A 24,989-nucleotide genomic window follows, 5' to 3' on the forward strand; every position below is an offset into this window, starting at 1 on the left:
CTAAGATTACACGATAGGTTTCATGGCGGTCATGCTCTCGCGCAGCCTTGCACCCACAATTTCCACCGGATGTTCCCGTAGTTTTTTGTTCACTTCGATCAGTTTCGCATTGTCCACATCATTGTCACTGCCTTCGCCATAATGCTTCCCGATCACGTCGGTATCTATTTTTTTCATGAAGTCCGCCAACAAAGGTTTACAGGCATGATCGAACAAATAGCAACCGTATTCCGCCGTATCTGAAATCACCCGGTTCATTTCAAAAAGTTTCTTTCTGGCAATCGTATTTGCGATCAACGGGGTCTCATGCAGGGATTCGTAATATGCGGATTCACCAATGATCCCCGATTCTGTCATGGACTCGTAGGCGAGTTCGACCCCGGCCCGTACCATGGCCACCATCAATACACCGTTGTCATAGTATTCCTGTTCTGTAATAGTCATATCGCCTGCAGGTGTTTTTTCGAAAGCCGTTTCCCCGGTTTCCGCTCTCCAGGTCAATAGATTCTTATCGTCATTAGCCCAATCTTCCATCATGGTCTTGGAGAAATGTCCCGTCATGATATCGTCCATGTGCTTCTGGAACAAAGGCCGCATGATATCCTTTAATTCTTCGGAAAGTTCAAAGGCCTTTATTTTTGCCGGATTGGACAAACGGTCCATCATGTTGGTGATACCTCCATATTTCATACCCTCCGTAATGGTTTCCCATCCGAATTGGATCAATTTGGAAGCGTAGCCCGGGTCGATACCCTTTTCGATCATTTTATCGAAACATAAAATGGAACCTGTCTGCAACAGACCACAAAGAATAGTCTGCTCGCCCATTAAATCGGACTTTACCTCCGCAACGAAGGAAGATTCCAACACCCCGGCCTTGTGTCCTCCCGTAGCGGCAGCATAGGCCTTGGCTTGTTCCAAGCCCTTTCCCTCCGGGTCATTTTCTGGGTGTACCGCAATCAAGGTAGGTACCCCAAAACCTCTTTTGTATTCTTCCCGCACCTCAGAACCCGGACTCTTGGGGGCGACCATAATTACGGTAAGATCTTCCCTGATCTTGGTGCCCTCTTCAACGATATTGAAACCATGGGAATAGGACAAGGTAGCCCCTTTCTTCATCAAGGGCATCACGGCACCTACGACCTGGGTGTGTTGCTTATCCGGAGTCAGGTTAATGACCAAATCTGCACTTGGAATCAATTCCTCATAGGTTCCAACTTTGAAACCGTTCTCAGAGGCATTGAGGTATGATTGTCTCTTTTCCTTAATGGCAGCATCCCTCAGTGCATAAGCGATATCCAATCCGGAATCCCTCATGTTCAAGCCTTGGTTCAAGCCTTGGGCACCGCAGCCTACGATTACAATTTTCTTTCCTTTTAACGCAGTTACGCCATCGGAGAATTCCGTGGCTTCCATAAATCTACATTTTCCCAATTGCGTCAATTGGTCCCGTAACGACAGCGTATTAAAGTAATTTGACATTTTATTTCTAGTTTTTAAGTGTGATTTTTCCCAAAAGGGATTTTGATTAATTAGTTTTCAAAAGTATTAATTGTGCTGGAACTCTTTCAACAAAGACGTAATCTGCATTTCATCCTTGGTCACCGAGATTCGGCCGGAACGCACGAACTGCATAATGCCAAAGGGCTTCAATTGTTCGTACATCTCATCAATCTCGAACCTTCTACCACTCTTTGCCAAAACGAAAAATTCCCTGGAAACCGTAACGATCTGTGAATTACTTTCCTTGATGATGTTCTGGATCTGGCGTTCATCGAACAACAGATTGGATGCTATTTTAAACAGGGCCGATTCCTGATAAATGGTTTCATCATCCGTATGGTAAAAGGCCTTGATGACCTCTATCTGTTTTTCGATTTGCCCAACGATGTTATGCACCCATTTTTCCGTAGTATTGACTACGATGGTGAACTTGGATACGTGGTCTATTTCCGATTTTGAAACGTTCAGACTTTCTATATTGATGTGCCTTTTTAAAAATATGCCCGATATCCTGTTGAGCAATCCCACGTTGTTCTCGGAATATACCGATATGGTAAACCATTCATTCTTCATACGTTAAATTTTCATCTTTAAATAACGGTCCAACCCTACTTGATCACAGACCGAAATTATATTGTTTTTACGGCCAACACGATTCCCGTTGACCAATTTATTTTTGTCAAATTCAAATCATCCCTACTTTCCAAATGTGCAAGCAGCTCGGCCACATTTTTGTCGTGTCCTTCTGGCAAATTGGCCTGCGCCAACATGTCGTCGATCACATAAAAACCACCAACTTTCAACAATGCCAAGGTTTCCTCCAACTGACCGTATTTTCCGGGCCATGCATCTGCAAAAATCAAATCGAACTTTTCACCTTTATAGTTTTCGATCCATCTAGCCCCATCCTCACAATTCAATGTTACCCGGTCGTCATCGCCAAAGAAGGAACGAGCAATTTCAATCAATTGGGAATCATTATCAACCGAAATTAGTTCTGATTCCGTATCCAGCCCATCGATCATCCATGACAAACTCAACCCTATTCCGGTCCCCAGTTCCAAAAATCTTCCCCCAGGTTTTGAACTGACCAGGGTTTTTAAAAAGGTCCCCACATATACATCCGATGGCATGGTAAAGCCAATTACATTAGATGTGTCCTGTAGTGCCTTGTAAACCTTTGGGATATCTAGGACGTTGGAATCGTTCATAGACTATTTCAATCGGATCTCGGACACCGCTGCACCGGAAGGAATCATCGGGAAAACGTTGTCCTCCTTTTCAACTTTTACCTCCAAGAAATATGGATTTTTTGAAGCCATCATTTCCTGAACCGTACTTTTCAAATCCTTCCTTTCGGTTACTCTTTTTGCTTGGATGTGATACCCTTCGGCAATCTTTACAAAATCCGGATTCGTCATGACCGTGGAAGCATATCTACGATCAAAGAATAGCTCCTGCCATTGGCGCACCATTCCCAAGTGGTCGTTGTTCAACACCACGATTTTCACCGGAACGTTGTGTTGGAAAATAACCCCCAACTCCTGAATCGTCATTTGGTATCCCCCATCGCCTATGATGGCCACTACCTCCCTGTCCATGGCACCCATTTTGGCACCGATGGCCGCTGGCAGTGCAAACCCCATGGTTCCAAGCCCACCGGACGTAATATTACTTTTAGATTCCTTGAATTTCGCATATCTACAACCGATCATCTGGTGCTGGCCTACATCCGTAACGATAACCGCCTTTTGGTCCGAAGCCAAATTAATTTCCTCGATAACCTCGCCCATGGTCAGACCTTCCTTGGTAGGATAAATGTCATTTTTAATGACCGTATCATACTCAATCTGATATTTTTCCTTGAAGAGGTTATGCCATTGTTCGTGCGAATTGGAGTTTATCAAAGGAAGAATCAGACCCAAGGTTTCCTTTGAATTGCCCAATACGGCCACATCAGCATGGACATTTTTATTGACCTCGGCAGGATCGATCTCAAAATGGATCACTTTTGCCTGTTTTGCGTAATCTTCCAAACGACCCGTTACCCGATCGTCAAAACGCATCCCGATGGCGATCAGCACATCGCATTCATTGGTCAATATGTTGGGTCCATAGTTCCCGTGCATCCCAACCATCCCCACGTTCAATGGGTGATCGGTATCCAAGGCCGATGCTCCCATGATGGTCCAAGCAGCGGGAATCCCGGCTTTCTCCACCAGTTCCTTCAGCTCTTGCTCCGCCTTTCCAAGAATGATGCCCTGGCCCCAAACGATCAATGGCTTTTTGGCGTTATTGATCAGATCTGCCGCCTGCTTTAAGGCCTCTGGATTTGGTTTTGGCGCAGGCTTGTAACTTCGTACACCCGTACATTTTTTATAACTGAAATCCAATTCGTCAAACTGGGCATTTTTGGTAATATCCACCAATACCGGGCCCGGACGGCCGGATTTGGCAATATAAAATGCCTTGGCCATGATTTCCGGAATTTCGGAAGCCTTGGTCACTTGATAGTTCCACTTGGTGACAGGCGTGGAAATACCAATAATATCCGTTTCCTGGAAGGCATCGGAACCCAACAAATGTCGCGGTACCTGACCCGTTATACAGACCAAGGGCGTGGAATCTATCTGTGCATCCGCCAGACCGGTTACCAAGTTGGTGGCACCGGGACCTGATGTTGCCATTGCCACCCCTACCCTTCCGGATACCCTCGCGTACCCTTGCGCGGCATGGGTCGCTCCTTGCTCATGTCTTGTGAGGATATGCGTAAGCTTATCCTGAAATTTATATAGTTCGTCATAGACAGGCATAATGGCCCCGCCCGGGTAGCCATAAATCAAATCGACCCCTTCTGCCAACAAGCAATGGATGATGGCCTCCGCACCACTAATTTTCATGGATGTTGCAGTCTCCTGCGCTGTCTTTTTTTCTTTCAATGTTTCCATATCAAACAATTAAAAATACGCCTGATTAAAATTCGTCCGTTACACATCCGTTTGCTGCGGACGATACACTTCTGGCGTACTTGTATAACATTCCTCTTTTGGCCTTTAGTTCCGGTGCCACCCATTTGGCCCTTCTCGCTTCCAGTTCAGCATCGGAAATTTCAATATCAATGGTATTGTTTACGGCGTCAATGGAAATAATATCCCCATTCTGAACCAATGCGATGTTCCCACCAACCTGAGCTTCCGGTGACACGTGACCGACCACAAATCCGTGCGATCCACCTGAAAAACGGCCATCCGTAATCAAAGCGACATCTTTGCCCAGTCCCGCTCCCATAATGGAAGAAGTAGGTTTCAACATCTCCGGCATTCCGGGTGCCCCTTTGGGACCTTCGTAGCGAATGATCACCACATCGCCCTTTTTGACCTTCCCGTTCTTGATGCCTTCGTTCACGGCCGTTTCGCTGTCAAAGACATTGGCGGTTCCTTTAAAGGCCAGTCCTTCCTTGCCCGTAATCTTGGCGACCGCACCTTCGGTAGCCAAATTCCCGAACAGAATTCTAATATGCCCTGTTTCTTTGATCGGATTGTCCAAGGTATGGACAATGTCCTGGCCCTCGATCAGGTTGGGTACGTCCTTTAGATTTTCGGCAAGTGTTTTTCCGGTAACCGTCAAGCAATCGCCGTGCAGCATGTCGTTATCCAACATATACTTTAGAACCCCAGGAATACCACCTACCCCATGAAGGTCTTCCATAGAATACTTTCCGCTCGGTTTTAAATTGGCCAACAAGGGTGTGTTGTCGCTTATTTTCTTAAAGTCCTCCAAAGTAAATTCTATCTGGGCGGCCTTGGCAATCGCTAAGAAGTGGAGCACGGCATTGGTGGATCCACCTAGGACCGTTACCAATCTAAAAGCGTTCTCCAAGGATTTTTTGGTAACGATGTCCAAAGGTTTGATATCTCGTTCCAGCAACAATCGCATCGCCTCCCCGGCCTTTACGGATTCCTGTTCCTTCAGGTTTCCGTCGCTGATGGCAGGGTTCGAGGAGTTGAATGGCAAAGACATTCCCAACGCCTCAATGGCCGAGGCCATGGTGTTCGCGGTGTACATACCACCGCAGGCACCTGCACCCGGACAAGCTTTGTGGATAACTTCCTTGTATTCTTCTTCATCTATATTTCCCGCTACTTTTTGTCCATAGGCCTCAAAAGCGGAAATAATATCCAGTTTTTTTCCATTATGACATCCCGATGCAATCGTACCGCCATATACCAAAACGGAAGGCCTGTTCAAACGAAGCATCGCCATAAGGGCACCCGGCATATTCTTATCGCAGCCTACCACCGTTACCAATCCGTCATAGCTCATGGCCTCCACCACCGTTTCCATAGAATCCGCAATAACATCCCTTGAAACCAAGGAATAACGCATCCCTGGGGTTCCGTTGGCAATACCGTCACTCACACCAATGGTATTGAAAATAAGACCAACCAATCCTGCATTGTCCGCACCCTTCTTCACATGTACCGCCAAATCGTTCAAGTGCATATTACATGGATTCCCCTCATAACCCGTACTTGCTATACCGATCAAGGGTTTCTTCAAATCATCATCTGTTAGGCCGATGGCATGTAGCATGGCCTGTGCAGCTGGTAATGTGGGGTCTTGGGTTACAGTTTTACTATACTTGTTCAATTCCATTTTTTCGTCTTCTTCCTTTTATTTTTAAGTTGGCGTATATCAAAGATATAAGTTTAGTAAGCGTTCATTTTTTAACATTTTAATCAGGTTCAAATTCAATACCCTTAAAAATTAATTAAAAAACTGTTTTTCAGATACTTAACCTTTGTTTTATTATCATATTCAATACATGGTGATTTCAAACGGAAACATAAAAAAAACCTGTATCGGATGGCTCTGATACAGGTTTTTTAAGTCAATGAAAAATCTATATCATTTCCGCTTGGAAATAATGACGACCTCAATGACAATTTCGTTATTCATAATCATGGGACAATAGTACGTAAAAAATCATTACGACCAAAATACTATTTTTTAAGCGATAAAGGGCTTCAAGCTTATAAGGCGTTTCCCCCGACTAAATAAATTTAAAGGATACCATATTGCCTTCCCGTTTTTGTGCCAATACGGAAATGGACCTATCCGAAAGCTGTAATATCCTTGGATAGCCACCGGTAGTCTGTCCGTCCTTCATAAGCACGATCAACTTTCCCGATGGAGTCAACTGGATGGTGCCCGGTAACGTGGCCGAAGTTAGAATGCTATGTTGATGCGCTTCCAAGGTTTCGGACAATTGGTAGGCCATACGATTGTTTTCCTTGGAGACGGTGAATTTCCGTGAAAAGAGATTCTCCAGTTGTTTATCCGTCAGTAAATCGAATTCCGGTGCCTTGTAGACTTCCAAAACGGTCTCGTCCAAAAAGCTATCCACTTTCAATTCAGAAATTTTGGGTGCAAAATTGCGGTGTTCCCCATAGGGAACCTCATCACCCTCCTCAATTCTATTTACATCCGTAATGGGAACATAAAAGGAACGGCTGCCCAATATTTCCTTCGTTTTGAATCCGCCCTTTAAGGCCAAATAGCTTCTAAATCCCTTTTTAAGTTTCCCATAGGACAGGATATCCCCTTCCTTCACGGGATAGACTTTATAATTTTGGATGGGTTCATTGTTCAAGGTCACGGAAATCTGTGCTCCTCCCAAAACGATGTAGGTATCCTTTTCAAATAGCAAGGTGGGGCCCGTCATGGTAATTTCCAAAACGGCACTACGATTGTCATTTTCCAACAAGGTGTTGGCCTTGTAAACCGATTGCTGGTCCATACATCCCGATACCGGAACCCCTTTTTTACGATGATGGAACCGACCCAAATCCTGTACGCTCGTGAAAAATCCGGCTTTTAAAACCTTAAGCATCCAATAGTATTTTTTCTGGTTTATAAATTCCCACCTCGGCCTCGATTTTATGTAGTTCGTACTCGCCCATGGAAATGGGTTGAAACTGAATTTTATCCCCAACGTTCACAAAACAAGGGTCCTTTTTATTCCTATCGAACAAGGGCACCGGACAGTTGCCGATTATGTTCCAGCCACCTGGCGATTCCTGCGGATAGATTCCCGTTTGCTTTGCCGCGATACCTACGGAGCCTTTTTGCACTTTCAACCTGGGGGTCGCCTTTCTGGGAATTTCCAATTCCGCTGGCACACCACCCAAATACATAAAACCGGGAACGAACCCGATACCATATACAGTATATGTGTTTTCCGTATGTAGTTTTACAATATCTTCTACACTTTTATTTAATTCCTTAGCTACCTCGTCCAAATCTATTCCAAAGGACCTGTCATAACTAACCGGTAATTTCCAAAGTACCTTTTCCCTTGCCACCCCTCCTTTAGATTGGTCATACCATGCACTTAGGTTACGACTGAATTCCGGATAGTCTATCTCAAGTTTGGGATGAACCAACAGGAGCGAATTGTAGGCGGATATCGTTTCCCAACCTTTTTCCTTGAGGCAATTCCTCAAGAGAAAGTCCTCAAAATCCAAAATGCTTTCCAAAATAGTTTCGCTTACCTTGTTGGGCCATTCTATCAATATGGCATGCCTTCCATACGGTTTTAAGGAAATAGGGGGATGCGTCATCTTTTTAAGGCTATCTGATATTTTGGTAATTCCTTCGTAATATACGTCAATATTTGCAAAGCTTCCGGGGTGTCGCCATGCACGCAATAGGTTTGGGCGAGCATCGGTTCAAAGGTATTAGCTATGGTCCTGACCTGCCGCTCCTTGACCATCCGCACCACATGGTTCAACACCTCTTGGGGTTCCGTGATCAGTGCATTGGGATGGGTCCTTGGAACGAGGGTCAATTCTTCCGTGTAATTTCTATCGGCGAAAGCCTCCACCTTTATTTGGAATCCTTCCTTAAGCGCCAATTTTTCCAAGACGGAATCAAAAGGTACGAACACTACCAATTCAGATTTATACTCCTGAATCGCATCCAAGAAGATACGCGACAATGCCACGTCCTTTGCCAAATCGTTATAAAGCGCCCCATGGGGCTTGATATGTTGTATCGTAACTTTTTCCTCTTTGCAGATCGATGCTAACTGATGGATTTGATTTTTGATACTTTGGGATAATTCCGTGGCATCCATGGAAAGTGATTCTCTTCCAAAATTTTCACGGTCTGGATACGAGGGATGCGCCCCTATCCCAACTCCAAATTTTTTTGCCAAACGAAGGGTCGCCCGCATCGAATCCCGATCACCCGTATGTCCCCCACAGGCAATATTGCAACTGGAAATGTATGGAAACAACTTCGCTTCATTGGCCACGCCCTCACCTACATCGCAGTTGATATCTATGGTATATTCCTTCATCATACTACTTCCAATACCTTTAAAACACTTTTAATTCCCAAAAAGACGGCTATCAGCACAATGGAAATTCCCAAAAGGTTCTGCATTACTGTATTCTTGTTATCGGCCATCAAGGTGACCCTGTTCACCACCCAAAGCAGAAAAATGGCGATTATGGGCAGCAGGATTCCGTTCGCAATTTGGGCGAATTTGATCACTTCAATCGGTTTGATATTGAAGGAAAGGAAGAAGACGCCCAAGCCCAAAATGACCATCCAAACCATTCGGAATCTAGTATCCTTCAGTCCTTGCTTCCATCCAAAACAATTGGCCGCCACATAGGCCGCCGCCAAGGGTGCGGTAATGGCCGATGTAACCCCGGCGGCAAAAAGTCCGATTCCCATGAAGTATCGGGCACTGGTACCGTACAAAGGTTCCAAAGCCTTGGCCATGTCCATGACACTTTCGACCTGCATCAAATCTACCGAAGCTGCCGCCACAATAATACACATGGAAACGATGCCGCCCAAGACAATCGATATATAGGTATCACGCTTCGCATACTCCAAATCGCTTTTCGATTTCCATTTTTCACTTACCAAGGAAGCGTGTAAAAACAAATTGTACGGGACTACGGTCGTCCCAACAAGTGCGATTACGGTTAGGATATTTTCATTGTCAAACTTCGGGATAAAAAGCCCTTGCAAAATCAACAATACATCAGGTTTGGTGAGAAGGGCCGTAATGACGAAGGAAAGGCTCATGAGGATTACCAAGGATATGAATACCTTTTCCAGTACTTTATAATTTCCGATAAATAATAGGAAAAAGGCCAAAAACCCGATAACGAACGGATAGTATCCCGTAAACGAAGTTCCAAAAATGGCTTCCAGGCCCAAGGCTCCCCCACCAATGTTTCCCGCCTCGTAGGCGGTATTGCCCACGACGATGGCCGAAACGATAATACCCAACACCCCCGTTCGGATATACGGATTTGCCAATTCCTGTTTGATTACTTCCGCCAAGCCCTTTTGGGTGATGATGCCCAACCGGGCCGACATTTCCTGTAATACCATCGTAGCCACCATCGAAAGTAGCATGGCCCACAAGAGGGCATATCCAAAGGAAACCCCTGCCAAGGTACAGGCCGTTACCGTTCCCGGACCAATGAAGGCGGCCGCAACAAGGACTCCCGGACCCATTTTTTTGAACATTTGGCAGAAAATTTTCGGTTTTGCTAAAGATACCTTCAATTATCCTAAAAATCTCCCTTTCAAAAAATAGAAGTTCACAACAATTTTAACATTTCAAAATGCCGTTTATCTAAAAAAATGTCATTCGTCTAAAATCCGGAGGTCATACGTCGATACTTGATAATAAAGCCAAAATTTCGTTGTTATTACTATCCCAAACAAAATAAACTTAACCTACTTAATGACTTGCTTAGAATGTAACAAAGAGCTTGGATATCTTGACCATAAAAGTGCCATAGAGAGTGTGGGCGTTGAGCTTTGCGCCCATCATCAGGAACTGATAAAGGTCTTGATCCAAAAGAACAACACGCCCTTGGAGGCCATTCAATTGTACTACGGACTTAAAGAGGCCGGTGTACAGGGAATGTTGGAATGGTGGGATGGAAAGAAATCCGTGGATATTGCCATTTCCCGTGTAAAATTGAATATTGAAATAGACTGCGGCTATGATAAATTGACGGAAGAACAGGCTATAAACAATTTGGAAGAGGCCATGCATTCCTTCAAGAACGGTTTTACCACCATACGCATACCGCATATTCTGGTTCGGTATTATTTGAACGAGACCATAAAGAACATTATAGGAATCATGGAAGGCCTAAAGGCAAACATAAAAGTTATCAACTAAAAACCTTCGTTATGAGCACATCCAACAAAACATTAAAAACGCCGCTCAGAGTGGCACTGGCCTGTTTGATCGTTGGAATGCTCACGCGAATCGTGCATTGGCCCTATGCCGGCGGTATCATTTTGGTCTCCTTTTTGGCCATCTTGGTACTTTATGGGATTCGGTTTTCGAGAAAGAATCCAAAAAAACCCGTCGACTTTATCAAAATGGTACTCGTACTTTTTTGGACGACCAATGGCCTGCTTCGGATCTTGGATTTCCCCTATACCGGAATTTTCCAAATAGGTACGGCACTTTCCTTTATCCTATGGTTCGCGATGGAAGGAACGGCCTATTTTATGGACCACGATAGGAAATCGACCAATACCTTCGTAGAGATAGCTTGGAATTTTGCCATGGTCGTGGGCGTACTGACCATCATTGCCGGTGGTTTGATGCAGCTTTTAAATTGGGAATTCGCCATCCCCACCCTTACGACCGGACTCACCATCGTTACCGCCTATATCCTAAAGGATATCTTTAATTCTGAAAAGAAGGAGAAAAAGGACAACAACGAGGAATTTCAGTTGTAGCGGAAAACCTCTAAACAAATACTCTTTCATAAAAACCTTTTTTTAAGTTGCTTTGGAACTTGAAATGCTGGGCGATTGAAATTGTAAGTTAACCTTCATTAAACCCGGATTATGCATTGGAACTTCGTCGTGAGGGTTGAAATGCCAATAAAATAAAGTGGTTTGGAAGAATCGGCGAAGCAGTGCTACGGTGATTCCGAAAACGGTAGCAAAGCGCTTATTTTGCAGGCATTTCAAGCTGCAATAGATTTTCTAAAGAATAATCTGGGTTAAAATATCCTCGATTAACGAGTAACCCCATCTTTTTGTACCTTTTAGGAAAAATCCAAAAGGTATGAACCACATAGACCGAAGAAACTGGCTAAAGACCTTTGCCCTTGGCGGAGGACTAACTATGTTGGGCGGTGCCAACGCCCTGGCATTCACAAACCCTGCAAACAGACCTAGCAATGCAACGTTGGATGTTGCCAAACTGAACAGCAACGAAAATCCCTTTGGGCCTTCCGCCAAGGTTCGGGCCGCGATAACCGCTGCATTTGATAATGCTTGTCGGTATCCCTCCATGGTATTCAGACCCCTGCTGGAAAAGATTGCTGAGACCGAAGGTGTTTCCACGGACCATATCGTCGTTACCGGAGGTTCTACCGAAGGACTCAAGGCCGTGGGCCTTACCTACGGGCTCAACGGAGGGGAACTTATCGCTGCAGATCCAACCTTCCAGTCCATGATGACCTATGCCGAAAACTTTGGTGCCTATGTACACCGGGTTCCGGTGGACGAGAACATGCAGCACGATTTAAAGGAAATGGAAAACCGGGTCAACGGTAAAACCCGACTCATATTCATCTGTAACCCCAATAATCCGACGGGGACCTTGTTGGACAAAAACGACCTGAAATCCTTTTGCGAGCGTACCAGTGAAACCGCCATGGTCTTTAGCGACGAGGCCTATTATGATTTTATCACGGAACCGGATTACCCTTCCATGGTGGAACTGGTGAAGGAAGGAAAGAACGTCATCGTTTCCAAGACCTTTTCAAAGGTGTATGGGTTGGCAGGTATGCGAATCGGCTACTTGGTAGCCCGACCGGATATTGCGAAACGATTGCAAAATAGTGTGATGGCGATGACCAATGTGCTGGCCATTGAAGCTGCCAAGCAGGCCTTGGATGACGACGAATTCTACAAGTTTAGCGTGGCAAAAAACATGGAGGCCAAGCAAGCCATTTACAATACCTTGGACGATTTGGAATTGCCCTACATAAAATCCCACACCAATTTTGTTTTCTTTAAAACGGGTAGACCTATCCGAGACATGATGGCCGCCATGGAAAAGGAAAATGTCTTGATCGGAAGACCCTTCCCACCCTTTTATGAATGGGCACGTATCAGTACCGGCATCATGGAAGATATGAAGGCTTTTGATAAGGGGCTAAAGCGGGTGATGGGGTAAGTTTCAATGTTTCTTGAATTTGAAGTTTCCTTCTTTTTAGAACTGACGCTGGCCACTAAGTGCAAACTGTCGATAACGGAGGAAGTTTAAATATAAACCATACAGATGATAAAAAATCGACTATTTATAAACCTTGTACTCATGCTCAGTGTTGCTGCCACCTATGCAAATACCACTGCTAATACTTTAGTGGGTACGATGAAAATTTCCAACGATTCACTAAGAATCGCGGAATTGGATACCTTTTGGGCCGAGGTTTCCAGAACGGTACGGGAGGGTGACTTTGAAGGTTATAAAGCCACGTATCATGAGGATGCCGTTGTTGTATTCACTACCCGTGAAAACAAATCATCCATATCTATTACAAAAGCGCTTTCAAATTGGAAGCAAGATTTCATTGACACCAAAGCGGGAAAAACAAAGAATACGGTGGAATTCCGTTTTTCGCAACGTGTGGGTGACGAAAACACGGCGCATGAAACAGGAATTTTTGGGTTCCAATCCAATGATGGTAGTGGCAAAACAGCTCCAAAACAATTCGTGCACTTTGAAGCCCTACTCGTTAAAAAGGATAATGGTTGGCTCATGGTCATGGAATATCAAAAATCCAAGGCCACCGAAGAAGAATGGGCATTATTGGAATAATGCCCCAGATGGCACTTATCTCAATTTAATTCTCGTTTGAAGAACCGACACAAGTTACAAAAACGCACAAGCTTGGTTACTAAATAGGATTATTTTTAAATCAAACTAAAAAATGAAAGAACAGAATTTTAAAAATCATGGTAAACTTGTAAAAGGGTTCCATGGACTCTTATTTCTTGCAATGCTAGCCTTATTGATCGGGTCTATAATCAACCTAATTCGCACCAGTAGTGACAACCTATATTTAGCTTCTTTGGTAGTGCTCATCGCTGTTATATTTTTAATTATGGCATGGTATGTACGCAGTTTTCCCTTAAAAGCACAGGATAGGGCCATAAAAGCTGAAGAAAATTTGAGGTATTATGTACTAACGGGCAAATTATTCCCTAAAGAACTGACAGTATCCCAAATTATAGCGTTACGTTTTGCGAGCGATGCCGAGTTCTTACCCTTGGTAGAAAAAACTTTAAAAGAAAACTTGACCAACAAAGAAATTAAAAAACTCATAAAAAATTGGAGGGCAGATAATTACAGGGTTTAAACGGTGCATATCATCATATAGAAACCAAGCTGTTATTGGAATGGCGTATGCCACTTACTTTTGACGGCACAAGCAGAAAGATGCTCGCGCTAGCTGGGGGTTAAAAATGGGTGATGGGGTGATTAATTGAGGATTCCTTCTAAGTTGTAAACTTCGAAAAGCTTGAGAAGTACTCTAAATAAGTATTACCACATTTTGATATGGTTTATTGGAGTATGTACTCGTTTCAAACCAGCGATTGCTTGTGATATAAAAAACGGTCTTTATATAAAATATTGTTTTGTCGTGGGCGACAATACAATTGGATATTTTTTAAAAAAAACAGAGACTAACCACCGCCGTAAGAAAACTGTGTGTTTTCTTTCCGAAATGGAAAGCAACAAATCTAAAACATAAATAACTTCCAATATCCAAGTGTTATTATTATCCATACTCCGAAAATAGCCAATAATCCCTTACACTATCAAACATAGTTATTTCGAGTTATCAACCAAAAAGCCCCAATTCCACCATTTTAAAAATTGTGGCTATTAATTAAAAAACTAAAAATTTTCTAGTAAGTAAATAAATGGCAATTTATGCACATAGTAAGTAAATTCTTTCCGTGCTATTCATTCTCAACTTGGCTTGGCAGTAGATGAAGCTGTGAAGAATATTTTAAGACAAACGACAGATGCTTCGCTGCGCTCAGCATGACAATAGGACCCGATCGCGCGGAAATGTTTTCCGTGCTTTTAATTCTCAATATGGCTTGGCGGCGGGTGAATCAATGAGGAATCTGTTTGGAAATTCGACAGATGCTTCGCTTCGCTCAGCATGACAAAAGGACCTTTTCACTCCTCACTTGAATCCAGAAACTTGAAACTAAGTATCACCCCAACCACCCCTCACGGTCCAGACTTCTGTATTGAATCGCTTCCGAAATGTGATTGCCGTTGATATCGGTGGCATTATCCAAGTCGGCAATAGTTCGGGCCACTTTTAAGATGCGGTCATAGGCACGAGCGGAAAGATTGAGTCGCTCCATGGCATTTTTCAACAGTGACTTTGAAGCCTCGTCCAATTTGCAGAATTCGCGAATCTGCTTTGTGTTCATCTGCGCATTGTAATGCACGTTTTCCATTTCCTTGAATCGTTCAGTCTGCAATTCCCGGGCCTTGGTCACCCTTTTACGAATTTCCACACTACTCTCTCCTTTGCGGTCCTCGGAAAGTTTTTCAAAGGGAACGGGTGTCACTTCGATATGGATATCGATGCGGTCCAACAAAGGTCCGGAAATCTTGCTCAGATAGCGTTGCATTTCTGCAGGGGAAGAAGTTACGGGTGCATCGGGGTCATTAAAATATCCACCCGGACTCGGGTTCATACTGGCCACCAACATAAAACTACTAGGATAGGTCACCGTGAATTTTGCGCGAGAAATAGTCACTTCCCTATCCTCCAAAGGCTGACGCATCACCTCCAACACTCCGCGTTTGAATTCCGGCAGTTCGTCCAAAAACAATACGCCATTATGTGAGAGTGAAATCTCTCCAGGTTGAGGATAGGCCCCACCCCCTACCAAAGCGACATCTGAAATCGTATGATGTGGACTCCTGAACGGTCGTTGACTCATAAGACCCATATTCTTGATTTTGCCCACTACACTATGAATCTTGGTCGTTTCCAAGGCTTCGTGCAGGGTCATGGGCGGCAAAATGGAGGGCAAACGTTTGGCGAGCATGGTCTTTCCCGCACCCGGTGGTCCAATTAAGATAATATTATGCCCACCGGCAGCGGCGATTTCCATACAGCGCTTGATACTTTCCTGACCCTTGACATCGGAAAAATCGAATTCCGGAAAATCCAGACTCTTGTAAAACTCCTCCCGAGTATCGATGATGGTCTGCTCCAAAGGCGTGCCCTGATCAAAAAAGTCGATGACCTGTTTGATGTTCTCAACGCCAAAAACTTTTAGATTTCCCACAATAGCGGCCTCCTTGGCATTTTCGGCAGGAAGGATAAATCCCTCAAAACCCTCTTCCTGAGCTTTTATGGCTATGGGCAAGGCTCCTTTAATGGGCTGCAAACTGCCATCCAAGGAAAGCTCTCCCATAATGATATATTTCTCAATGGCTTCGGATTGTATTTGACCCGATGCGGCCAAAATCCCCAAGGCCAACGTAAGGTCATAGGCCGAGCCTTCTTTACGCAAGTCGGCCGGTGCCATATTGATTGTAATCTTCTTTCCAGGGATTTTGTATCCGTTGTTCTGTAGGGCGGCAGCAATCCGGTAGTTGCTTTCCTTTATGGCATTATCGGGCAAACCTACTAGATGGTAGCCTATCCCTTTATCGATATTTACCTCAACGGTAATCGTAGTGGCCTCCACACCAAAAACGGCACTGCCATAAACTTTGGTTAGCATTTAGTTTTCGTTTGGGCTAAAAATAAAAGATTTTGCCGAATATATCCCTTATTGGCTGGTTTTCATAACAGTTACCTCTTTGACTACCGTTATTGGTTTGCCATAGGTAGTAAATCCATTCAATATTACTTCAAAAATACCCTCGACATCCGACGTAAAAAACTCAAAATTATAGTTGCTAGCCTCCACTTTTACATGTGGTTCCCATAAAAGCAGTCCTCTATAATCCGGAATTCGCGAGAAATCGGTAGCCTCATTATCATAATCCTGTTTGAAATAATTTTTCTTGGCAACGGGCAGTTTCAGAGGAATCGCCACGGAATTTTCATAGGTATGTTCTCCAAGATAATCTCCTTCAAAGGTTTCAATGGACATCATTCCTTGGTATTGCTTCCCTCCCAAAACAAACTGGTCTCGAACAAGGCTTATTTTTTGGATTTTACGAGCATCAAAACCTTTGATCATTTCATGATTCGGTATAAAAACACCGTCAATAAGTACTATGGCAGGAAAACTATTTAACTCTTCGTTATAGGTTTCAAAATCCTGAGATATCTTGATATAATCGGAATCTTTGCCTCCCGATCTGTACCCGGCAAACTTGACGATTTCGACCAACGTTTCCCCAAAGGTTGGGAATCTGGTGAACTCATCCAAAAATACCACTTCCGGGAGTCCACCATCAAAAGGGTCGATGGGGTCACTCGCTATAATGGAATCCGGTTTTACGGTAAAGAACTGGTTCTCCAATTGATTTAATACACTTCTCTCCTTGATATACGGCGCATAGGAATCTGACAACGTAAACTTGGAAAAAGTAATATTTGAAAGATCCAAATTGGCTACCTCACCCTTTTTTATGGAATACAGCTTATTTTCCTCCTCGATCTGGGCCAAGGCAATTGGATTCGTGTATTTTTTGTTCAAATACGTATAAAAATTACCTTGTGCATCGGTCTGGGCGAATTTCAAAATAAACTCCTTACCAGGAATGGAGATTATTACCGGAATGTCCTTGACCGGCAGTGTTGTTTCACTATCCTGAACGGAACCAAAAAAGAGCTCTCCCCGTTGTTCTGGTAAAAAAATGGAATCACCCACTTTTTGCTTTATTTGTTTATCAGCATTGAAGAAATCCTTGGCATATTGGGTGGCATTTAAATATGGTTTGACAGGTATCTCCTCCTTCTTTTTGACTTTTAGGGTATAAATTCCATAACCAGAAGGGCCTTTGTAGTTGTTTACCGATAAACGAACTTTTTCCCTGGTACCATAGATTTCCTTTTCTAGCCGGACCGACACTGTAGCGGAATCCATTTGTACAGATGGAAAATTTTCAGTTCTTAAATTGGCTGTATTAGTTTCCTCGCTTGAACCAGTCAATATAGCGGACTGATCGGTCAAGTAAGGGTTGATAATGATGATATCATCCGTGTACATCTGATCAAAACCACCATTTCGCATCCATTGTGTATAAGCCAGTAACTTGTACCTGCCGGACGGTATATCGGTCCTCACAAAAAAATCACCTTGAGCAAGTCCTTTATCCAAATTTAGTTTGTGTTCGAATATTTTTTCTTTTTCCTCATTCACCAACACGACATAACCTACCCGACTGATGTTCGATGGATTGTTGTTTTGGGCATTGAAGCAATAAAAGGAATAAAACAGATACTCCCCTGAAAATACCAAGGGGCCAGTATGGTCCACATAAGCCTTTTCTTGAGGAAGCTGTTGCAGACTTAAAAGCTCGCTGCCGTCCTTAATAACATACTGCCCCGAGACGCCAAAGCAGCAGCAAACCAAAATCAATGTTAAAAAGAGTATTTTTCGCATCTTTGTTTTTTTAGTCGACCCAAAAATCAGGTTTTACATTGCTTCCCAAAACCGTACAATCACCACAGATCCTAGGAACATAAATGTATTCACTGGGACATGGACCTATATCTTCCGTATTAGGACCTGCATAACTGATAAGCCCCAAATTAACTTGTTCTATAATCGATTGTGGACATGGGTTGGGGCCCTGCATTCCCGTAAAACAATAGGAAACATGGGATTCATTGGTGGATTGCTCCAAACAATTAAAAACATAGGGAGGCAGATCCCTGTCCGGGAAAAAGTCCATATAATCAAAAAAGATTCTTTCCTTGGATACGGAAACCACATCGAAAAAACCGATGACCCTATCCCTGTCTCCATTGGCCGAAGTGATGTTCCCCTCGATAAAACCGGGCTGTACCTGGGAAAAAACATTTCCGGACTGACTGAAGTTCCTCAGTTTCTCATAAAACCCGAAGGACTCGCTACCCGTGACCATCTGGGTCACCTCGATACTGTATCGGTGCGAGATCATAAAATCGTCCTGATCAAGGAACCGGATCATGTACCTGTTAAAACCGGTACTATTCACTGTATTGTTTTCAGCAAGTATGATACTATTGGAAACCTGGTTCCCATAGCAGACCTGCTGTTCTGTCTCACGCGGCACTATTTCAAGTTCATAGGTGGGTACGGGCAGTGCGCAGGGGTCATAATTGGAAAGTTTAAAATCGCTTTCGTCCCAAAAAGGAGCAACGATTTTATAGGTCTCATTATAACTGAACCGTAGATTGTTGACAGATCCCGAACCCTGGCCGTTGTCAATAAAAATCCCGATTCCCTCCTCACCATCATCGTTGGTCATCCGCTCCGCATATAACTGGTCGACGTCCAAGAAACCTTCAATGACCATAGGTTCAGAGGTATACGTTTTCCCATCGGCAGTCAAAATATTCAAGGTATAGCTCTGGCCCTCTACTGCTGCAAAAGGTTCTACAGATTCATATATGCCCGGACTTATTTCATCGAAATTGTATGCGGTGCCTATAGCGTTCTCTACCGATACGCGGGCGTTCCGCTCATATTTCACTAAATCCCTATCAATATCCCTCTCTGGGGTAAAAGGATTAAAAGTAGAATCTATCTGGGTATCCAATATGGTGTCCATCCTACTTAGGTTAACCCGATGATTCTTAAACTCATTCGTAATCGTCGCTTCGACCACCAAAATGTCCAGTACCCCTGCATTGTTTTCAAGGCCCAGGTCCACTTCTTCCGTGCAGCATACCGCCAAAAGGCCTATAAAAAAACAATAAAGATAGATTCGTTTGCTCTTAATCATTGGTTAAAACTTAAAATTATAAGTGATAGATGGTATAGGGATAGCAAATATGGAACTTTGTAAGGCCTTTACCTCACCATTTTCCGTCACAAAGAATACCGAATAGGGATTGTTCCTTCCCAAGACATTATATACCGATATGGTTACAAAACTATGGGCGAGTTTGTTTTTCTTGTGGTTCCCTTCGATATTCAACCCTAAATCCAACCTATAAAAGTCAGGAATACGGAATTCGTTTCTGTCACTAAAGGCCACAAAATCGGCATTGTTAAAACGAAAGGTGCCAATGGGATAAGTAACCGGCCGTCCTGTTTGGTATACAAAGTTGGCCGATATGCCATACCTTCTGGTGATACGATAATTGGTGATAACACTTACATCATGAGGCCTATCAAAATTGGACGGGAAAAATTCGCCGTTATTGATACGTTCCTCGCTGAATTCACTATCAAAACGATACAGGGATCTGGAATAGGTATAACTAAGCCACCCATTTAGATTACCCCGATTCTTCTTTGCCAAAAATTCCACTCCGTAAGCTTTGCCATCCCCTTGCAGTACTTCGGTCTCCACGTTCTCGTTCAGAAACAGGTCGGCCCCCGTCTTAAAGTCCAGCACATTGTCCATTCCCTTGTAATATCCCTCCAAGCTCAATTCATATTCATTTTCCTTAAAGTTCTTGTAGAGTCCCAATGAGGCTTGATACCCTGATTGGGGAGCAATATTCAAATCAGAAAGCTTCCAAGTATCTATGGGGGACACAGTGGTATTGTTAGAAAGCGTATGTAGGAACTGATACGAATTATTAAAGCTGGCCTTTATGGAAAAATCAGGTGTAAAAAGATACCTTGCCGAAACCCGGGCCTCAGGTCCACCGTATGTCTTTATTATTTCTGCCCCATCATAGGTTAGGGTCTCCTGTACGGTGGATTCATTTTTAGGGAGTACTTCTTGATAGCGCTGCTGGGTTCCCGGACCCAAAGCGGCAAAAAAGGCATACCTCACCCCTAAATCCAATAAAAACTTTTCACTTAATTTGAATTCATCCCCCAAAAACAGCGCCCCTTCCAAAGCTTGTTCCTTATCAATTCTTATTGTGCTAATATTTGATTCATTCCCGTCCGGGCGAATACTTCCAGGGTTGACCGAATAATATTTTGCCGAAATACCATAATCCAGTGTATTCCTTTCATTCAGTAGGGTCCTAAACTTATATTTGAACTCTGTTTCATTAATACTATAATCCAGGTTAAAATCCGTGTTTGCCTGTCCGTCAAAATCGATTCCAAAACCATAATTACTATTGCCCAGCACCATGGCCGTTGTGGTCCTCTCGCCCATTTTTCTGTCCCATCTCAACGAAAACAACCTATTATCATAATTGTAAAGTGAGTCCGAAGTAATACTAAAGGCATCCCGACTATAATATGCCGTTGCCTTTACCTCGTTATTGTCATTGATATTGTGGTGATATTTTAGAATGCCGTCAAAAAAACTGGCATTGCTATTATTCAAGGAAGGTTCGTCCAAAGAGCGCAAAATCCAATCTGCATAGGCACCACGCCCTCCAACCACAAGGGAGGATTTTTCCTTGACTATGGGAATTTCAAGGGCCAAATTTCCGGTAACGGGACCTATGGAACCTTCTCCTGCCAGCTTCTCGACATTGCCGTTTTTGGTCCGTATGTCAAAAACCGAGGATAAACGACCACCAAATTCGACGGGCATAGCACCTTTGTAAATGTTGACGCCTTTTGTAGTGAATGGATTTAATGCTTGAAAAATTCCGAAAAAATGTTGTGGATTGTAGATGACCGCATCGTCCAAAAGTACCAGGTTTTGGTCCGTTTTACCGCCGCGGACGTTTAACCCCGTTGCTCCCTCTCCCGCGGAAGAAATCCCAGGGAGCGCCTTTGCCACCTGTAAAATATCGCGTTCCCCTAATACCAAGGGAATATTTTTGGAAGCCTCGGAATCTATTTGCTCACTTCCGGTATCGGCATCTTCAACGTTCCTTGCCGCGTCTGCCTGCACTACTACTTCATCCAATTGTTGTAGTCCCTCCTCCAGAAACAAATCCAAATTACCATCATTGTACATAATGACTTCACGTTCCGTAGAAGCTATACCCATGGCCCTAACGACCAAAACATTATATCCTGAGGACAATTGGATTGAAAAATTACCATCCCCATCCGTTATGACAAAACCATCTCCATTCTTAACACGGATGGTCAAATCAGGAACAGCTTCACCACTTACAGCGTTTATAGCTTTTCCAGATAAAGTGTACTCCGGCCGCAGGTTATTGGGGTCCGACTTTCCTATCCGCACAAGGGGATATCTTTTGGCGGTTGGCCGTACCTCTTCATTGTAAAAAGTTGGAGGCGGGGCATTTGACCTTTGCCCAATTGAACTGTCCGCTTCTTCTTTTGTTGGATCCTTAAAAAATCCATCGGGCAATTCATCATAAATAATGGCATTTTTGATGATGAATATCCGTTTTTCATCCTCTTTTATGTAATAGTTATAACTAGTAGAAGCCAAGACCTCGTTTAAAACCTCATCCAATTCCCTTGAAGAAACATTGAGGGTTACCGTTTCTTGATCCATTCCTTCTTCCAAAAAATAAAACTTATAATCCGTCTTGGATTCCAAATCCAAAAAGACATCCTTGAGCGATGTGTTTGTATAATTTCCAGAAACCAAAGATGTTTCCTGCCCTAAGGCACAAAAACAAAATCCCATTAAAAGAAAGGAAAAATAAAGCGAGGATGGCAATCTATAGTACGGAAGTAAGGTCATTTGATGGGATTGGTTTTCTTAAAAATAAGGGAAATTTATTTGTAATACCGCCAACACCTGAAGTTCCGAACGGAAAATCACATAATAGTAATTTAATACCCTCAAAAATTTACTTTTAAGAGTTGGACAACACCCAAATCCAAAATTTCGTATTTTTAAAAATGTAAATCGCTATACATCTCTTAAAGCTAGTTAGGCGTCCTAAAAACTTTATGCCGAATAACTTCACACATTAATTTGGAGAGAAAATTAGCACCGACTTTTTAGTAGATCGGATCTCCTCCTCATTCATCATCATTTTTCTAAATTCCCCATTGACATACATCTCCGCTTGGTCCTTATAGTGTTCACTAAATGGATTGCCGGACTGACCTGTTGGCAGGATACTGATGCTATTTTCAACATCGGAGAAATCGACGATCCGTCTTGTGGAAGGGCCGGAACTAACTTTGTACAATCCTGTGCTATCATAAGGAAAGGCCAAATTATTGATAACCTCACGTGTTCCTTCAATAGGAAAGGGTCCCACATTGAAAAATGACCGTAATGCATCTACCTGACCAATGGGATGGCCATGTTCCAAGGTATGCACCTTGTTCCATGTCCATTGGGCAATATCGGGCCCAAAGTCGGATTCTAAAGAGCCAATGGCCTCCACTAATGATTTTTTGATTATTTCACTTCTTTGTTCCAAGATTTCAGGAGTTGAAACATCGTCCCACCAAACGGACGTATCATTCTTGATGATAGGCGCTATGGTTCGCTTTAAAACGTGCGTAGCTAACAATTGTTCAAATTGTTCCGCGCCCAATTCATCCTCAAAAATATTTTCCAGAACCTGATATACCCAACGTGTGTATATCGTTCCGCCTTCGTTGTCCAGGGAGTATATTCCATCCCAGGCTTTTAGCGCATCCAAAACCTTGGTTTCCTTGTCAGATACCTCCTTAATGTTTATGGCACCCATCAGGTCTTGCGCAATTTCCAAATGTACCGGCGAGTTTACATCCAAAATCATACTGGAAACATCGTTCTTGTCCCAATCGCTTTTAGGGTCCAACAATTGAACGATACGCTTGGCCCTATTTTCGGGCAAATAATAGCCTGGATATAACATCCCTGAAATGGAATCTGGCTGGTTGTTTGCGGAGTACACATAATTCCTTGGCGGGTTCACCGCTTGCGGATTTTTTTCAAAATCCAGGAATTCCCTTGTATCGCTGGGTTTATTGTCCGCATCAAAAACCAGTTTTGTATTTACACTATCCGGAACCTGCCAAAGTTTGGCGGTGGCGAACCAGCCAATATTGCCCTTAGCATCGCCATACATGATATTGAGTCCGGGCGCATGGATTTTTGGCAAGGCCGATGTAAACTCGCCAAGATTCGTGGCATGGCTTATTTCGTAAAAGGCATCCACCACGGTATTTTCTTCTTGGGTGTATACCCAATACATGGAAATGGGACGTTCGCCTTGGATTTGATCGGCAATCCCATTTAGGATGGGTCCGTGTACCGATTTCTTAAAAGTGAATTTGATATCCGACGAATCCTTCACCTTGATCGTTTTTGTTACCGATTCATACTCCGCCCAAGTACCGTTTAGGCGATACTGATCGGCATTTTCGGGATTGTTTTCCTCAAAGTAAAAATCCACATCGTCGTTTTCGAACATGGTCATCCCATAGGCGATATCCCGATTGTGCCCCAAGACCGGAAACGGAATGCCCGCAATATGGTAGCCGTATTTTGAATAGGTAGGTGTTTCCAGATGGGCTTCGTACCAAACCGATGGTTGTGCAAAGCCAATATGCGGATCATTCGCAAAAATAACCTTCCCGTTTTTGGTCCTTGCAGGCGCCAAGACCCAACTGTTACTGCCCTCGAACAGCGGTAGGTTTACTTTTCCAAGTGCTTCGGTTACTAAAGCTGTTACGGAATTTCCAACGGAATCCACTGGGTTGTTTTTATAGTTCTTGATCCATACTGTGCTGGTATCGGAATGTATTGCCAAATCCTTTAAATATTCGGGGCCTAGTTTGTCCTTTATATTGCTCAGCAGTGGATCGGTTTTATGCCCCATGGCAAAACTGAAGGCCATATACCCCATGATATTGTACACATCGGTAATCGTAAACTCGGTCTGATCGATGCCTGTCAGATAAAACTCTATAGGGGTTGGGCCTTCGGCAATGAACTGATTGAGTCCGTCCAAATAGGCTTGCATTATGGTAGCTGCATCACCGTTCATATCCAATTTGGAAACGGCCTTTTCCGATGCCTCATCGATTCCCAAAGAAAGAAAGAACTTATCCGTACCTATCAAATCCTTGCCAAAAACTTGGGAGAGCCCACCGCTTCCAATCCTGCGAAGCAGCTCCATTTGCCATAGTCGGTCCTGCGCATGCACATAGCCCAAAGCCCTAAAGGCATCCTCTTCGGTCTCCCCATAGATATGAGGCACACCATATTCGTCAAAATAAACCTGTACCTCGTTATGTAGTTTTGGAAGTTTTTTTTCTCCAGAATAATCAGGTTTGTGCAATTGTACAAATACGTAACCTGAAATAACAATCAGGAGGATGAGGGTCAATAACACGTACCCTACTTTTTTGAATATCTTCATGGATGTTCCTAAAATTACACCCGAAATTTAAGGTTAAATTTTTGAAGCCAA

19 protein-coding genes are annotated in these 24,989 nt (G+C 43.5%); 5 read left to right on the plus strand and 14 right to left on the minus strand.

Annotated features, from left to right (window positions below):
- Window positions 1–6: 6 nt before the first annotated feature.
- From ilvC to F0361_RS15020, 9 genes are all read right to left on the minus strand, one after another.
- Entirely contained in the window at window positions 7–1,482 is a 1,476-nt protein-coding gene (gene ilvC, locus F0361_RS14980) for a ketol-acid reductoisomerase (RefSeq protein ID WP_154919762.1), read from the minus strand.
- A 66-nt stretch (window positions 1,483–1,548) separates the two neighbouring features.
- Window positions 1,549–2,076, minus strand: coding sequence for an acetolactate synthase small subunit (gene ilvN / locus F0361_RS14985; RefSeq protein ID WP_138258437.1), 528 nt, complete (start codon window positions 2,074–2,076; stop codon window positions 1,549–1,551).
- Window positions 2,077–2,132: 56 nt separating this feature from the next.
- The gene (locus F0361_RS14990) at window positions 2,133–2,714 is read right to left on the minus strand and encodes an O-methyltransferase (protein WP_154919765.1); all 582 of its coding nucleotides are present in this window, start codon (window positions 2,712–2,714) and stop codon (window positions 2,133–2,135) included.
- 3 nt (window positions 2,715–2,717) lie between these two features.
- Complete coding sequence (gene ilvB / locus F0361_RS14995; RefSeq protein ID WP_154919767.1) at window positions 2,718–4,451, minus strand: biosynthetic-type acetolactate synthase large subunit; 1,734 nt, start codon at window positions 4,449–4,451, stop codon at window positions 2,718–2,720.
- Between the two features lie 25 nt (window positions 4,452–4,476).
- Window positions 4,477–6,159 (minus strand): dihydroxy-acid dehydratase, encoded by a 1,683-nt coding sequence (ilvD, locus tag F0361_RS15000; protein WP_154919770.1) that lies wholly within the window; start codon window positions 6,157–6,159, stop codon window positions 4,477–4,479.
- 397 nt (window positions 6,160–6,556) lie between these two features.
- Window positions 6,557–7,396, minus strand: coding sequence for a 5-oxoprolinase subunit C family protein (locus F0361_RS15005; RefSeq protein WP_154919773.1), 840 nt, complete (start codon window positions 7,394–7,396; stop codon window positions 6,557–6,559).
- Entirely contained in the window at window positions 7,389–8,126 is a 738-nt protein-coding gene (gene pxpB, locus F0361_RS15010) for a 5-oxoprolinase subunit PxpB (protein ID WP_154919775.1), read from the minus strand. Before pxpB ends, F0361_RS15005 begins: the two co-directional genes overlap by 8 nt.
- Window positions 8,123–8,869: a 5-oxoprolinase subunit PxpA gene (gene pxpA / locus F0361_RS15015; protein ID WP_211361180.1), complete on the minus strand. Its 747-nt coding sequence runs from the start codon at window positions 8,867–8,869 to the stop codon at window positions 8,123–8,125. The genes pxpB and pxpA overlap by 4 nt, the downstream gene beginning before the upstream one ends.
- Window positions 8,866–10,059, minus strand: coding sequence for an Nramp family divalent metal transporter (locus F0361_RS15020; RefSeq protein WP_154919777.1), 1,194 nt, complete (start codon window positions 10,057–10,059; stop codon window positions 8,866–8,868). The genes pxpA and F0361_RS15020 overlap by 4 nt, the downstream gene beginning before the upstream one ends.
- Window positions 10,060–10,279: 220 nt before the next feature.
- On the opposite strand from F0361_RS15020, the gene F0361_RS15025 reads away from it, so the two are divergent.
- The 5 genes from F0361_RS15025 (at window position 10,280) to F0361_RS15045 (ending at window position 13,937) form a co-directional block, all read left to right on the plus strand.
- A complete protein-coding gene (locus tag F0361_RS15025) occupies window positions 10,280–10,726 on the plus strand; it encodes a hypothetical protein (RefSeq protein WP_138258429.1) in 447 nt (148 codons plus the stop codon).
- 11 nt (window positions 10,727–10,737) lie between these two features.
- Entirely contained in the window at window positions 10,738–11,298 is a 561-nt protein-coding gene (locus F0361_RS15030) for a hypothetical protein (RefSeq protein ID WP_154919779.1), read from the plus strand.
- 334 nt (window positions 11,299–11,632) lie between these two features.
- Window positions 11,633–12,751, plus strand: a complete 1,119-nt coding sequence (locus F0361_RS15035; protein WP_154919781.1) for a pyridoxal phosphate-dependent aminotransferase — start codon at window positions 11,633–11,635, stop codon at window positions 12,749–12,751.
- A 105-nt stretch (window positions 12,752–12,856) separates the two neighbouring features.
- The gene (locus F0361_RS15040) at window positions 12,857–13,396 is read left to right on the plus strand and encodes a Cif family virulence factor (RefSeq protein ID WP_154919783.1); all 540 of its coding nucleotides are present in this window, start codon (window positions 12,857–12,859) and stop codon (window positions 13,394–13,396) included.
- 112 nt (window positions 13,397–13,508) lie between these two features.
- Window positions 13,509–13,937: a DUF6526 family protein gene (locus F0361_RS15045; RefSeq protein ID WP_154919785.1), complete on the plus strand. Its 429-nt coding sequence runs from the start codon at window positions 13,509–13,511 to the stop codon at window positions 13,935–13,937.
- Between the two features lie 871 nt (window positions 13,938–14,808).
- Here F0361_RS15045 and F0361_RS15050 read toward each other — a convergent pair.
- The 5 genes from F0361_RS15050 to F0361_RS15070 all read right to left on the minus strand — a co-directional run bounded on the left by F0361_RS15050 (window position 14,809) and on the right by F0361_RS15070 (window position 24,938).
- On the minus strand, window positions 14,809–16,344 hold the full coding sequence (locus F0361_RS15050; RefSeq protein WP_154919787.1) for a YifB family Mg chelatase-like AAA ATPase: 1,536 nt from the start codon (window positions 16,342–16,344) through the stop codon (window positions 14,809–14,811).
- A gap of 48 nt (window positions 16,345–16,392) precedes the next feature.
- Complete coding sequence (locus F0361_RS15055) at window positions 16,393–18,180, minus strand: hypothetical protein (RefSeq protein WP_154919790.1); 1,788 nt, start codon at window positions 18,178–18,180, stop codon at window positions 16,393–16,395.
- A 10-nt stretch (window positions 18,181–18,190) separates the two neighbouring features.
- Window positions 18,191–19,507: a DUF4249 domain-containing protein gene (locus F0361_RS15060; protein WP_154919793.1), complete on the minus strand. Its 1,317-nt coding sequence runs from the start codon at window positions 19,505–19,507 to the stop codon at window positions 18,191–18,193.
- Between the two features lie 3 nt (window positions 19,508–19,510).
- The gene (locus tag F0361_RS15065; RefSeq protein WP_154919795.1) at window positions 19,511–22,312 is read right to left on the minus strand and encodes a TonB-dependent receptor; all 2,802 of its coding nucleotides are present in this window, start codon (window positions 22,310–22,312) and stop codon (window positions 19,511–19,513) included.
- Between the two features lie 232 nt (window positions 22,313–22,544).
- Entirely contained in the window at window positions 22,545–24,938 is a 2,394-nt protein-coding gene (locus tag F0361_RS15070; RefSeq protein ID WP_154919797.1) for a penicillin acylase family protein, read from the minus strand.
- Window positions 24,939–24,989: the final 51 nt, after the last annotated feature.

The sequence above is a fragment of the Maribacter flavus genome, from assembly GCF_008386635.1.
Taxonomy (GTDB): Bacteria; Bacteroidota; Bacteroidia; order Flavobacteriales; family Flavobacteriaceae; genus Maribacter; species Maribacter flavus.